The sequence below is a fragment of the Calidifontibacillus erzurumensis genome (assembly GCF_013303125.1).
In the GTDB taxonomy this organism is placed as follows: Bacteria; Bacillota; Bacilli; order Bacillales; family Bacillaceae_J; genus Calidifontibacillus; species Calidifontibacillus erzurumensis.
Genome location: NZ_JABTTE010000004.1, coordinates 218965 through 231632, shown reverse-complemented (window position 1 = coordinate 231632; position 12668 = coordinate 218965). Strand labels below are relative to the sequence as shown.

Below are 12668 nucleotides of genomic sequence, written 5' to 3'. Positions count from 1 at the left end.
AGCCTAAATAAGATAAGAATCTTAGAAAATGATGGGCAAAAAAAGACAAACCCCAACTCAAATGAAGCATTTGAGTTGGGGTTTGTCGACAGTCTGTGACTTGCACAGTATGCAAGTCTTTTTTTTATTCATAGGCCAAGCTGTCCTTTTCATATATTTTTATAGAAAGAGGTGATGGAGATGCTTACAATTTCGGATTTTCAAATAAAAGATGTTGTGAATGTAGCGGATGGAAAAAGATTAGGAAATATTACAGATTTAGATATAAATGTTAATACAGGAAAAATAAATGCAATCATTATACAAACGGGCTCAAAAATGAAAGGCTTTTTTGGAAAAAATGATGAAATTGTCATCCCATGGAATAATATTGTGAAGATTGGGACAGACGTTATTCTTGTTCGTTATTTTAATAGTTCACAATTTGATGATCATATGAAAGATATACCAAAAGGCCCAAAAACGTTTTATTCCTAGAGATTTCCCCCCATATTTATGGAAGATGTGGTAAAATAGGAATGAATCGGTATTTATCTTCTAAGAAAGGAACTTGTGATGATCAAAGAACCTTTTTTCTTGAAACATTCTGTTTTAATGATAGAAACATGGAGTGCTTTCCAAGAAGGATTAATTGCTGGCTTTTCCACTCGCCAAGGTGGTTTTAGTACAGCCCCATTTGATACTTTAAATCTTGGCTTGCATGTAGATGATCATATAGAAGATGTTCTAAAAAACCGGAAGCAATTGGCCTCTATGATTCGTGCTCCTTTAGAAAAGTGGGTATGTGGAGAACAGATTCATAGTAATAAAATAGCGAAAGTAACAAAAGCAGATGGAGGCAAAGGTTCTTCCCAAATGGAAACTGCTATCCCGGGGGTCGATGGTCTTTATACAAAAGATGAAAATGTTTTTTTAATGGCAGCTTTTGCAGACTGTGTTCCCATATACTTTTTTGCTAAAAAGCATAGGATGATCGGAATCGCCCATGCTGGATGGCGTGGGACAGTGGCAAATATTTCCGGAGAAATGATCAAAAAATGGACACAGGAAGAAAACATTCCGATCGAAGATATTTGTGTATGTATAGGACCGTCAATTGGAAAATGCTGTTATGAAGTAGATGAAGGGATTATCAAACAAATTGTAGAACATTTTGGAAGTAATAAAAATCATCAAGTGTACGAGGAAGTCGGTGATGGTAAATATCACTTAGACTTAAAACAAGCTAATTATGAATTGCTTAAAAAATCAGGAGTCAACTGTGAGCAAATTGAAGTTTCTTCATTTTGTACGAGCTGCCATCCCGACTTATTTTTTTCCCATCGCCGTGATAAAGGGAAAACTGGACGAATGCTGGGTTTTATTGGTTTGACTAAATAAATACGGAGAAGCGGAGGTTGCGTCTTTGACAATAAAAGAAAATTTACAACAAATTGAAGCAAATATTAAAGAAACATGCAGGCGTGTTCACCGTGATCCTAATGAAATAAAAATCATTGCTGTTACAAAATATGTATCGATTGTGACGGCTCAAAAAGCGATTGATGCTGGTATACAACATATAGGAGAAAATCGGGACAAAGGGTTGCTTGAGAAAAGGGAAGCTCTTCAAGGCCCGATTGTTTGGCATTTTATAGGCACTTTACAATCGAGAAAAGTGAAAAACATTATCGATAAGGTGGACTTTATTCATTCGTTGGATCGTTTAAGTTTAGCCGAAGAAATTAATAAAAGAGCTAAACGTAACATTCAATGTTTTGTTCAAGTTAACGCTTCCAATGAACAAACAAAGCATGGTCTTTCTGTTGAAGAAACAGTTCCTTTTATTCAAAAGTTAGCTGAATTCCCAAACATCACTGTCGTCGGACTAATGACGATGGCACCTTTTACTGATGATGAGGAAGTTATAAGAAATACATTTCGTAAAGTGAAACAACTGCAAAAAGATGTACAAGCATTAAACCTTCCTTATGCGCCATGTAATGAACTTTCAATGGGCATGTCCAACGATTACATAATTGCGATTGAGGAAGGCTCTACTATGATAAGGATTGGCACATCGCTAGTTGGAAAAGAAATCTAGGGGGTGTATCAGGTGAGCATTAAATCTAAATTTAAAAGTTTTTTTGCTTTAGAAGACGAAGATGATTATATCGAAGAAGAGTACTATGAAGAAGAGGAATACGAGCTTTCCCGCCAAGCAAAAAAAGGTACAAAACAAAATGTTGTCAGTCTTCAAAGCATTCAACAAACATCAAAAGTTATTTTAGTTGAGCCTCGTGTATATGATGAAGTACAAGAAATTGCTGATCATCTAAAAAGCCGCAAAACTGTTATCATTAATTTGCAGCGTGTTTCTAATGATCAAGCGATGCGAATTGTTGATTTTCTTAGCGGGACGGTATATGCTTTAGGCGGTGATATTAATAAATTAGGATCGAATACTTTTATATGTACACCTGATAACGTAGATATTTCAGGTTCAATTTCTGACATGACTGAAGGAATGGAGACTACAAGGAATAGGTGGTAAAAGAATGGATATAATTGCAAGTATAATCTCTCAGCTTATTAATATTTATATATGGGTCATTATCATTTATATCTTTATGTCATGGTTTCCGGGAGCTCGTGATTCTTCCATTGGCCAATTTTTGGGAAGAATTGTTGAGCCATACTTAGAACCATTTCGGCGGATCATTCCGCCGCTTGGGATGATTGACATTTCTCCGATTGTCGCCATCCTTGTACTTCAATTTGCAGAAACGGGAGCAAGATCTTTAATCCATTTATTCGGCTAAGCCTTCATAAACAGGGGTCAAAAGATCCCTGTTTTTTCGTTCGAAGAAATTACAAAAAAGGTGATGAGATGTCTATATATCAGCATTTCCGAAAAGAGGAACATGCTTTTATCGATCAAATTATATCTTGGAGAGACCAAGTGAAATCAGAGTATAGGTATAAGCTGCTCGATTTTCTTAATCCAAGGGAGAAAACGATCGTACAAAGTGTGATAGGAACAAAGGATGAAGTGAAATGTGCATTTTGGGGCGGGTATGAAGAAGCTGAGCGAAAAAGGGCGATTCTTTATCCTGATTATTACGAACCGAGCGCTGACGACTATGAGCTTGTTTTATTTAAAGTGAATTACCCAGCGAAATTTATTCAGCTTGAACATCGACAAGTACTTGGTGCACTGATGGGATTAGGCTTAAAACGATCAAAATTTGGAGATATCATCATCAATGGAAGTAATGTGCAATTTATTGCTGCTGCACAAATAGCTGATTATATTAAACTTAATTTTAACCAAGTTGGAAAAACGCATATTACACTTGAAGAAATTCTTTTTGATGAATTGACTTTAAGTGAACAAAAAGGATATGAACAAACAATCACTGTTTCCTCTATGCGATTGGATACGATTTTAGCTGAAATTTTCCATTTATCTAGACAAAAAGTATTGCCATATATTAAAAATCAATTAGTGACAGTCAATTGGAAAATAATCGAAGATCCTGCTTATCTTTGTCATGAAGGCGATGTAATCTCAATTCGAGGATTTGGGAGAAGCAAAATTAATAAAATTGACGGGATGACAAAAAAAGAAAAATGGCGTTTAATTGTGGAAAAGCGAAAATAATAATTCATAAAAACGAGCAGGAAATGAAGGAATGTTGTCGAAAAATAAATTAAAAATATATAAATTGTAAATTTTTATTTGATTTTACAACAATTCGTTGGAGGTGTCACCAATGCCGTTAACGCCATTAGATATTCATAATAAGGAATTTAGCCGTGGCTTTCGAGGGTATGATGAAGATGAAGTGAATGAATTTTTAGATCAAGTTATTAAAGATTATGAAATGATCCTCCGTGAAAAAAAGGAGTTAGAAGAAAAAGTAAAAGAATTAACTGAACGCCTGCAACATTTTTCTAATATTGAAGAAACATTAAATAAATCAATTATAGTTGCTCAAGAAGCAGCTGAAGAAGTAAAAAGAAATGCCCAGGCAGAATCAAAGCTTATTATTAAAGAAGCCGAAAAAAATGCTGATCGTATCATTAATGAAGCGTTAAATAAATCAAGAAAAATTGCCATTGAAATTGAAGAACTAAAAAAGCAATCAAAAGTATTCCGAAATCGTTTCAGAATGTTAATTAAAGCCCAATTAGAAATGATTGAAAGTGATGATTGGGATCATTTAATGCAATATGATGAGGAAGAGTTGGAAAAAAGCATTGATTCTTAAGGTGCACTTGACGCAAGCGTATATATTGCCTATAATTTTTTAACATAGGAAAATAATTCATAAATATTTTTGTCGCAAACACAGACAAACGATGAGAGGGACAGTAGTCTTTACAAGATCTTTCTTTAGCGAACCGGGGATAGTGGAAGCTCGGTGAAAGACGTATAGACGAAAATCGCCCTTGAGTTCCAAAACTGAAACCGAAAGGTAAGTAAGTGATGGCGTGTCATTCACGTTACGAATGGAAAAGTGAGCTTACATAATAAACGGATGTTCATGAGAAGATCTGTTTTAAGCTAATTTGGGTGGTACCGCGGGAGTCCTTCTCGTCCCTTTGTAGGGATTGAGAAGGTTTTTTATTTAACGAAAATATTTTTTAGGAGGGGTAATAATGGATTACAAAGATACGTTATTAATGCCAAAAACCGATTTTCCGATGCGCGGAAATTTGCCGAAACGTGAACCAGAAATTCAAGCGAAGTGGGAAGAACTAAATATTTATAAATTGGTTCAAAAGCGTACGGAAGGTCGCCCTTTGTTTGTTCTTCATGATGGTCCTCCATATGCAAATGGGGACATTCATATGGGTCATGCTTTAAATAAAATTTTAAAAGATATTATTGTCCGTTATAAATCTATGAGCGGCTACCACGCTCCGTATGTACCTGGTTGGGATACTCATGGTTTGCCGATTGAAACAGCTTTAACGAAAAACAAAAAAGTTGATCGTAAGAAAATGAGTGTTGCTGAATTTCGTAAACTTTGCGAAGAGTATGCTTACGAGCAAATTGACCGGCAGCGTGAACAATTTAAGCGGTTAGGTGTGCGCGGTGATTGGGAAAACCCTTATATTACATTAACGAAAGAATATGAAGCGCAACAAATTAAAGTTTTTGGTGAAATGGCTAAGAAAGGCTATATTTACAAAGGATTAAAGCCTGTTTACTGGTCTCCTTCATCGGAGTCTGCTTTAGCGGAAGCAGAAATTGAATATAAAGAAAAACGTTCGCCATCTATTTATGTTGCTTTTCCTGTAAAAGATGGAAAAGGGGTTTTATTTGGTGACGAAAAAATTGTTATTTGGACAACAACGCCATGGACAATTCCTGCTAATTTAGGAATTTGTGTCCATCCTGAATTGGAGTATAGTGTTGTTGAAGTGGGTGGTACGAAATTTGTTGTTGCCTCTGCTTTAATTGAATCGGTCGCAAAAGAAGTTGAATGGAACGAATATAATGTTGTGAAGACTTTTAAAGGAGAACATTTAGAGCATGTCGTTGCCCGTCATCCTTTCTACGACCGTGATTCATTAGTAATCCTAGGTGAGCATGTTACTACCGATGCAGGTACCGGATGTGTACATACGGCACCTGGACATGGGGAAGATGACTTTGTTGTCGGAAAAAAATATGGCTTAGGTGTGCTTTGCCCAGTCGATGATAAAGGGTATTTTACTAGTGAGGCACCTGGCTTTGAAGGGTTATTTTATGATGATGCTAATAAAGTCGTTACGCAAAAATTAGAGGAAGTCGGTGCTTTATTAAAGCTCACATTTATTACGCACTCCTATCCTCATGACTGGAGAACGAAAAAGCCAACAATTTTCCGGGCAACTTCTCAATGGTTTGCATCCATTAAAGATTTCCGCGATGAGTTGTTAAAAGCGATTAAAGAAGTAAAATGGATCCCTGCTTGGGGCGAGACAAGATTATACAATATGATCAAAGACCGTGAAGATTGGTGTATTTCCCGCCAACGTGCATGGGGCGTTCCGATTCCAGTTTTTTATGGTGAAGATGGAGAGCCAATTATAACTGATGAGACGATCGAACATGTATCGAATTTGTTTAGGGAACATGGTTCTAACATTTGGTTTGAACGCGAAGCGAAAGATTTACTTCCACCAGGATTTACATCACCGCACAGCCCGAACGGCAAGTTTACAAAAGAAACAGACATTATGGATGTGTGGTTTGATTCAGGTTCTTCCCATCAAGCTGTTTTAGTTGAACGAGAGGAACTACAGCGTCCAGCTGATTTATATTTAGAAGGTTCAGACCAATATCGTGGCTGGTTTAATTCATCTTTATCAACAAGTGTTGCTGTAACAGGAAAAGCGCCTTATAAAGGCGTATTAAGCCACGGATTTGCTTTAGACGGTGAAGGCCGGAAAATGAGTAAATCATTAGGCAATGTTGTTGTTCCTAATAAAGTAATGGAACAATTGGGTGCAGATATTTTACGATTATGGGTTGCTTCTGTTGATTATCAAGCGGATGTTCGTGTATCTGATGCGATTTTAAAACAAGTTGCAGAAGTGTACCGTAAGATTAGAAATACCTTCAGATTTTTGCTTGGAAATTTACATGATTTTGATCCAGCTGTTCATAAAGTGCCAGTCAGTGAACTTCGCGAAGTTGATGTTTATATTTTAGCGAAATTGAATAAGGTCATTGAAAAAGTGCTTGATTCTTATGAAAATTATGATTTTGCAAGCATTTATCACGCAGTTAATAATTTCTGTACAATTGAGCTAAGTTCATTCTATTTAGATGTTGCAAAAGATATCTTATACATCGAAGCAGCCGACAGCAAAAACCGCCGTTCAATTCAAACAGTATTGTATGAAGCATTGCTTGCTTTGACAAAATTAGTAACACCGATCTTGCCTCATACGGCTGAAGAAGTTTGGGCATATATCCCTGGTGTTACTGAAGTGAGCGTTCAGCTCGTCGATATGCCTAAAGTTACAGAAATTGACAATGCTGCGGCAATTGAAGAAAAATGGGATACATTTATGAAAGTCCGCGATGATGTGTTAAAAGCATTGGAAAATGCCCGTAATGAAAAAGTAATCGGCAAATCATTAACAGCTAGCATCACTTTATATCCAAATGAGAAATATAAGGAATTGCTTGAAAATATCGAGGACTTAGCGAAGTTGTTTATCGTTTCTCACTTAGAGATCGCTGGAAGCCAGGAACAAGCTCCAGAAGAAGCAGAGCGCTTTGATACTTTATCAATTGTTGTAAAACAAGCGGAAGGTGAAACATGTGAACGTTGTTGGGTTGTTACACCAACGGTCGGCACAGTGAGCGAACACCCTACTTTATGTAGTAATTGTGCTACAATTGTTCAAGAACACTATATAAAATAAATAATGAATAATTATTTATAAACCATTGTTTGCTTTTTAAATGATAGGCTCCCCATTTGGTAGACAGATTAAAAAAGTCTGTTTATGTAAATGGGGAGTTTTGCTTCTGTAGTTAAAACTTTTAGATGCAACTTGGATGTCATACAGCATTCATCACTTTATGAAATGATCGGATATGAAAAAGTTGGCTGTCTAAATCTATGCATTCTGGCAAAAATAAATTTACAATCTTTAAAGGAGGTAGCTGGTGATGAACGATCAGTATAACCAGATCAAATTAGAGCTTGAACTAACAAAACGAGAGCTTGAAGATCGGTTAAATCGAAGTTATGATGATCGTGAACCTAGAGCAGTTCAATCAGTTACCGATTTATACAAGAATAGCAAAAAGCATGAGATCAACCAACATATATTTGCAGAACTAAATGATGTAAACCGAGCATTATTTAAAATGGAATGGGGATTATATGGTATTTGTGAAGAAACAGGTGAGAAAATTCCTTACGAATTACTGAGAATTGTACCAACGGTTCGCACTTTACGAGAAGCTTTAGCAATAACTGAATATCCGTATACAATGGAACAGTCATTATATTGTTAATTTTGCCAGGACTATGCTACAATTTTACGGGAGAAAAATTAGTCAGGAAGATCGGAGGAAAATTGGTGATTTATTATTGGTTAGCCATTGTAATTATTTTCATAGATCAATGGTCAAAATGGCTTGTTGTCAAAAAGATGGAGATAGGGGAAAGCATCCCAATCATTGATCAATTCTTTTATTTAACGTCCCATCGAAATCGCGGTGCTGCATGGGGGATTTTGCAAGGACAAATGTGGTTTTTTTACATCATCACTATTATTGTCATTTTTGCCGTTATTTATTATATCTTTAAAACAGCTAAAAAAGAGCCTTTAATGGGAAGTGCACTTGGCCTCATTCTTGGAGGGGCAATTGGAAATTTCATTGACCGCTTATTTAGAAAAGAGGTCGTTGACTTTTTCGACTTTCATTTAAATTTCTTTTTCTTCACTTATCATTATCCTATATTTAATATAGCAGATGCCGCCCTCGTAATAGGGGTCATACTTTTGATGATACATACTTGGATGGATAGCAAAAAGGAGAAAAAAGTGAATGGAAAAATTTGAAACAATTATTACAGACGTTCATGAAAATGAACGAATTGATAAAGTATTGCCATCATTTAATGAAGAATGGTCCAGAAGCCAAGTTCAGGATTGGATCAAAGAAGGTTTAGTTACAGTTAATGGAAAAGTAGTAAAAGGAAATTATAAATGCAAATTAAATGATCATATTGAAATTGATTTACCTGAACCGGAAATTCTTGATGTATTGCCGGAAGAAATGGATTTAGACATTTATTATGAAGATAGCGATGTGCTTGTTGTCAATAAACCTAAAGGAATGGTTGTCCACCCTGCTCCAGGGCATTTAACAGGCACTCTTGTGAACGGATTAATGGCTCATTGCAAAGATTTATCGGGAATAAACGGAGTCCTAAGACCAGGCATCGTCCATAGAATTGATAAAGATACATCAGGATTACTAATGGTTGCTAAAAATGATTTTGCTCATGAATCATTAGTTGATCAACTAGTTAATAAAACTGTTGTAAGAAAATATAAAGCAATCGTTCATGGTGTCATTCCCCATGATAAAGGAACCATTGATGCCCCAATAGGCCGAGACAAAAATGACCGTCAAAGTATGACAGTGACCGATGAAAATAGCAAACCGGCTGTTACACATTTTCGTGTTCTTGAAAGATTCAAAGATTTTACATTTATTGAATGTCAATTAGAAACAGGGCGCACCCACCAAATAAGAGTTCATATGAAATATATCGGTTATCCGCTTGCTGGTGATCCGAAATATGGACCGAAAAAAACGCTTGATATTGGCGGTCAAGCTCTCCATGCCGGTGTATTAGGGTTTCATCACCCACGGACAAAAGAGTTTATGCAATTTGAAGCACCCCTACCGGCTGATTTCGAAAATTTGTTAAATAAACTTCGTAATGCTAATTGACAAAATTCGATTACAGTGCGATAATTTCTATAACAATTAAATAAATGTCCTTTAAGTGCAGTCCCGTGAGGCTGAGAAGGAAAACGTGCAAAGCATGAGGCAGAGTCTGTCCTCATAAATTACTATGCCTGAATAATGTCCTCTCACCAAGCGGTGGGAGGATTTTTTTATGACAAACGCAAACAAACGAGAATGAGGTGATTTTGTGAAGGAAAAAGCAATCGTCCTTGATGAGCAAGCAATTCGGAGGGCTTTAACACGAATCGCCCACGAAATTATTGAACGAAATAAAGGGATTGAAAACTGCCTATTAGTTGGCATTAAAACGAGAGGAATTTATTTAGCCGATCGGCTTGCGGAACGGATTGAAAAGATTGAAGGTAAACCAATACCGGTTGGTGAAATTGATATTACTCTTTATCGGGATGATTTAACAATTAAAACTAGCAACCATGAACCACAGCTTCATGGATCAAATATACCAGTAGATATTACAAACCAGACTGTCATTTTAGTTGATGATGTCCTTTATACGGGAAGAACGGTTCGAGCAGCTATGGATGCAATTATGGATATCGGACGTCCGGCACAAATTCAACTAGCAGTTTTAGTAGACCGCGGTCATCGTGAACTTCCAATCCGCGCTGATTTTGTAGGTAAAAATATCCCTACATCAAGCTCTGAAGTAATTGTTGTAGAATTAAAAGAAGTCGATTCACTCGATCAAGTAAGTATTCATGAAAAATGATAAAGAAATTGGATAAAGTTTTGACAGATAAAAAACAACAGTATAGGAGAAAACAAGATGAAGAGGCAAAATATTGTACTTGACGTAAATGAAAAACCAAATTTCATCCAATGGATTTCGCTAAGTTTGCAGCATTTATTCGCAATGTTTGGAGCAACAATTTTAGTTCCTTATCTAGTCGGTTTAAGTCCAGCTGTCGCTTTAATATCGAGTGGATTGGCTACATTATCCTACTTAATTATTACAAAAGGGCAAATTCCTGCTTATCTTGGTTCATCTTTCGCATTTATCGCTCCGGTGATCGCAGCAAAAGCAAGTGGTGGACCTGGAACGGCAATGCTCGTCGGCTTTTTGGCAGGTATCATATATGGAATTGTAGCATTACTTATTAAACAGTTTGGTGTAAAATGGCTGTTAAATATTTTGCCGCCGATCGTTGTCGGTCCAGTCATTATGGTAATCGGTCTCGGTCTTGCTGGAACAGCGGTTAATATGGCAATGAGAATTGATCCGAACGATCCTGCAACTTATAGTTCACTACACTTTTCAGTTGCTTTAGTAACACTATTTATTACGATTATCGCTTCAATGTTTTTCAAAGGATTTTTCAGTGTAATTCCAGTTTTAATTGGTATCGTCGGTGGATACACTTATGCATTTTTCGTAGGAATTGTAGATTTTTCAGGAGTACAAGAAGCCAAATGGTTTGCAACACCTGAGCTATTAATTCCGTTTGTGACCTACACACCTGATTTGAAGTGGAGTGTAGCAGTGGCAATGTTGCCAGTCGTCATTGTTACATTATCTGAAAACATTGGACATCAAATGGTTCTAAGCAAAGTTATTGACCGAAACCTTTTGGTGAAGCCGGGCTTACATCGGGCAATTGCTGGTGATGGATTCGCTTTGACATTAGCTTCTCTAATCGGTGGACCACCAAATACGACATATGGTGAAAATATCGGCGTATTGGCGATCACAAGAGTATTTAGTGTGTTTGTCATCGGGGGAGCAGCTGTTCTTGCAATCATTTTCGGATTCGTCGGCAAAATTAGCGCGTTAATTAGTTCGATTCCAACTAATGTAATGGGCGGTGTTTCCATCCTACTCTTTGGGATTATCGCTTCATCGGGTTTACGAATGATGGTTGATAACAAAGTTGATTTTAGTAAAAATCGCAATCTTATTATCGCATCTGTAATTCTAGTCATCGGCATTGGCGGCGCATTTATCCAAGTGAATGAACAAGTGCAAATTTCGGGAATGGCTTTAGCAGCGATCATTGGCGCCGTATTAAATTTCGTCTTGCCTGGTAGGGAAAAAGGACAAGATGAAGGGCAACATGAATAATTTATATGAAATAAAATAGCAATAAGAGCAACACACTTTAAATAGGGTCCAGAGAGGCTTTGAAGGGTGTTAAAATTGAAATTGGCAGGAAGTAGGAAACCATGCCTGTTTTTCGATGCACCCTTTTAACAAAATGGGTGCTTTTTTCATACCCATTTTGACCGCAAAGTTTTAAGAATGGGGGCAATGAAGATGAAACATTTATTAACAATGGCAGGCTTAACCTTGAACGAAATCGAAAATATTCTTTTTGATGCCGAGCGTTTCTCAAAAGGTGAAGTATGGAAGGTTAAAGAGCAGACTTTTGTTGCCAATTTATTTTTTGAACCGAGTACAAGGACAAGAAATAGTTTTGAAGTTGCTGAGAAAAAACTTGGCTTGGACGTATTGAATTTTTCAGCAGAAAGCTCTAGTGTGCAAAAAGGTGAAACATTGTATGATACGGTACGAACTTTTGAATCAATCGGTGTGAGCGGAGTTGTTATCCGTCATCCAGAAAATCATTTCTTCCAAGAGCTCGTAGGCAAAGTGAATATTCCAATCATAAATGCCGGTGCCGGTTGTGGTGAACATCCGACCCAATGTTTACTTGATTTATTGACAATTAAACAAGAATTTCAAACATTTAAAGATTTAACGGTTGCGATTATTGGTGATATCCGGCATAGCCGCGTCGCTCATTCCAATCATGATGCTCTCACAAGATTTGGTGCAAATGTCATTTTCTCAGGGCCAAAAGAATGGCAAGATGAAACAGGTTTATATGTGCCGATCGATGAAGCAATACGTGAAGCAGATGTAGTGATGATGTTAAGAATTCAACACGAACGACATGAAGGGCAAATGGGGAATACGAAAGAAGAGTACCATCAAGCGTATGGATTAACTATAGAGAGAGAGAAAATGATGAAACCGCACGCGATCATCATGCATCCTGCACCAGTCAACCGCGGGGTTGAGATCGCCAGTGAATTAGTCGAATGTGAACGTTCACGCATATTTAAGCAAATGCAAAATGGTGTTTTTGCACGTATGGCAGCTTTAAAGCGTGCATTTGAATGTAAAACGGTTCAAACCCAATCCTTATCAATTTAATCATTTGGCCAT

At 36.9% G+C, this 12668-nt stretch carries 14 protein-coding genes and 1 other annotated feature; all 14 genes read left to right on the top strand.

The window, feature by feature from the left end; genetic code table 11:
- Nucleotides 1–180 precede the first annotated feature (180 nt).
- Nucleotides 181–477, top strand: coding sequence for a YlmC/YmxH family sporulation protein (locus tag HR057_RS05705; RefSeq protein ID WP_173730462.1), 297 nt, complete (start codon nt 181–183; stop codon nt 475–477).
- Nucleotides 478–555: 78 nt separating this feature from the next.
- A complete protein-coding gene (pgeF, locus tag HR057_RS05700) occupies nt 556–1380 on the top strand; it encodes a peptidoglycan editing factor PgeF (protein WP_173730461.1) in 825 nt (274 codons plus the stop codon).
- Between the two features lie 25 nt (nt 1381–1405).
- Nucleotides 1406–2083 (top strand): YggS family pyridoxal phosphate-dependent enzyme, encoded by a 678-nt coding sequence (locus tag HR057_RS05695; protein WP_173730460.1) that lies wholly within the window; start codon nt 1406–1408, stop codon nt 2081–2083.
- Between the two features lie 12 nt (nt 2084–2095).
- A complete protein-coding gene (locus HR057_RS05690) occupies nt 2096–2533 on the top strand; it encodes a cell division protein SepF (RefSeq protein WP_173730459.1) in 438 nt (145 codons plus the stop codon).
- A 4-nt stretch (nt 2534–2537) separates the two neighbouring features.
- Nucleotides 2538–2801, top strand: a complete 264-nt coding sequence (locus HR057_RS05685; protein WP_173730458.1) for a YggT family protein — start codon at nt 2538–2540, stop codon at nt 2799–2801.
- Between the two features lie 68 nt (nt 2802–2869).
- On the top strand, nt 2870–3643 hold the full coding sequence (locus tag HR057_RS05680; RefSeq protein ID WP_173730457.1) for a YlmH family RNA-binding protein: 774 nt from the start codon (nt 2870–2872) through the stop codon (nt 3641–3643).
- Nucleotides 3644–3755: 112 nt separating this feature from the next.
- Nucleotides 3756–4253, top strand: coding sequence for a DivIVA domain-containing protein (locus HR057_RS05675; protein WP_173730456.1), 498 nt, complete (start codon nt 3756–3758; stop codon nt 4251–4253).
- An 82-nt stretch (nt 4254–4335) separates the two neighbouring features.
- Nucleotides 4336–4590, top strand: a binding site (T-box leader).
- A 54-nt stretch (nt 4591–4644) separates the two neighbouring features.
- A complete protein-coding gene (ileS, locus tag HR057_RS05670; protein ID WP_173730455.1) occupies nt 4645–7410 on the top strand; it encodes an isoleucine--tRNA ligase in 2766 nt (921 codons plus the stop codon).
- A 250-nt stretch (nt 7411–7660) separates the two neighbouring features.
- Complete coding sequence (locus tag HR057_RS05665; protein ID WP_173730454.1) at nt 7661–8011, top strand: TraR/DksA C4-type zinc finger protein; 351 nt, start codon at nt 7661–7663, stop codon at nt 8009–8011.
- A 65-nt stretch (nt 8012–8076) separates the two neighbouring features.
- The gene (lspA, locus tag HR057_RS05660; protein WP_173730453.1) at nt 8077–8562 is read left to right on the top strand and encodes a signal peptidase II; all 486 of its coding nucleotides are present in this window, start codon (nt 8077–8079) and stop codon (nt 8560–8562) included.
- Nucleotides 8549–9463: an RluA family pseudouridine synthase gene (locus HR057_RS05655; protein ID WP_173730452.1), complete on the top strand. Its 915-nt coding sequence runs from the start codon at nt 8549–8551 to the stop codon at nt 9461–9463. The genes lspA and HR057_RS05655 overlap by 14 nt, the downstream gene beginning before the upstream one ends.
- 205 nt (nt 9464–9668) lie before the next feature.
- Nucleotides 9669–10211, top strand: coding sequence for a bifunctional pyr operon transcriptional regulator/uracil phosphoribosyltransferase PyrR (gene pyrR, locus HR057_RS05650; protein ID WP_173730451.1), 543 nt, complete (start codon nt 9669–9671; stop codon nt 10209–10211).
- A gap of 57 nt (nt 10212–10268) precedes the next feature.
- The gene (locus HR057_RS05645) at nt 10269–11561 is read left to right on the top strand and encodes a solute carrier family 23 protein (protein ID WP_173730450.1); all 1293 of its coding nucleotides are present in this window, start codon (nt 10269–10271) and stop codon (nt 11559–11561) included.
- 192 nt (nt 11562–11753) lie between these two features.
- Nucleotides 11754–12656 (top strand): aspartate carbamoyltransferase catalytic subunit, encoded by a 903-nt coding sequence (locus HR057_RS05640; protein ID WP_173730449.1) that lies wholly within the window; start codon nt 11754–11756, stop codon nt 12654–12656.
- Nucleotides 12657–12668: the final 12 nt, after the last annotated feature.

Excerpts from the sequence above, each read along its gene's own strand:
- HR057_RS05645 (WP_173730450.1), top strand. The coding sequence starts at position 10,269 with ATGAAGAGGCAAAATATTGTACTTGACGTAAATGAAAAACCAAATTTC.
- HR057_RS05680 (WP_173730457.1), top strand. The coding sequence starts at position 2,870 with ATGTCTATATATCAGCATTTCCGAAAAGAGGAACATGCTTTTATCGAT.
- HR057_RS05640 (WP_173730449.1), top strand. The coding sequence starts at position 11,754 with ATGAAACATTTATTAACAATGGCAGGCTTAACCTTGAACGAAATCGAA.
- HR057_RS05665 (WP_173730454.1), top strand. The coding sequence starts at position 7,661 with ATGAACGATCAGTATAACCAGATCAAATTAGAGCTTGAACTAACAAAA.
- ileS (WP_173730455.1), top strand. The coding sequence starts at position 4,645 with ATGGATTACAAAGATACGTTATTAATGCCAAAAACCGATTTTCCGATG.
- HR057_RS05685 (WP_173730458.1), top strand. The coding sequence starts at position 2,538 with ATGGATATAATTGCAAGTATAATCTCTCAGCTTATTAATATTTATATA.
- HR057_RS05655 (WP_173730452.1), top strand. The coding sequence starts at position 8,549 with ATGGAAAAATTTGAAACAATTATTACAGACGTTCATGAAAATGAACGA.
- pgeF (WP_173730461.1), top strand. The coding sequence starts at position 556 with ATGATCAAAGAACCTTTTTTCTTGAAACATTCTGTTTTAATGATAGAA.
- HR057_RS05705 (WP_173730462.1), top strand. The coding sequence starts at position 181 with ATGCTTACAATTTCGGATTTTCAAATAAAAGATGTTGTGAATGTAGCG.
- HR057_RS05675 (WP_173730456.1), top strand. The coding sequence starts at position 3,756 with ATGCCGTTAACGCCATTAGATATTCATAATAAGGAATTTAGCCGTGGC.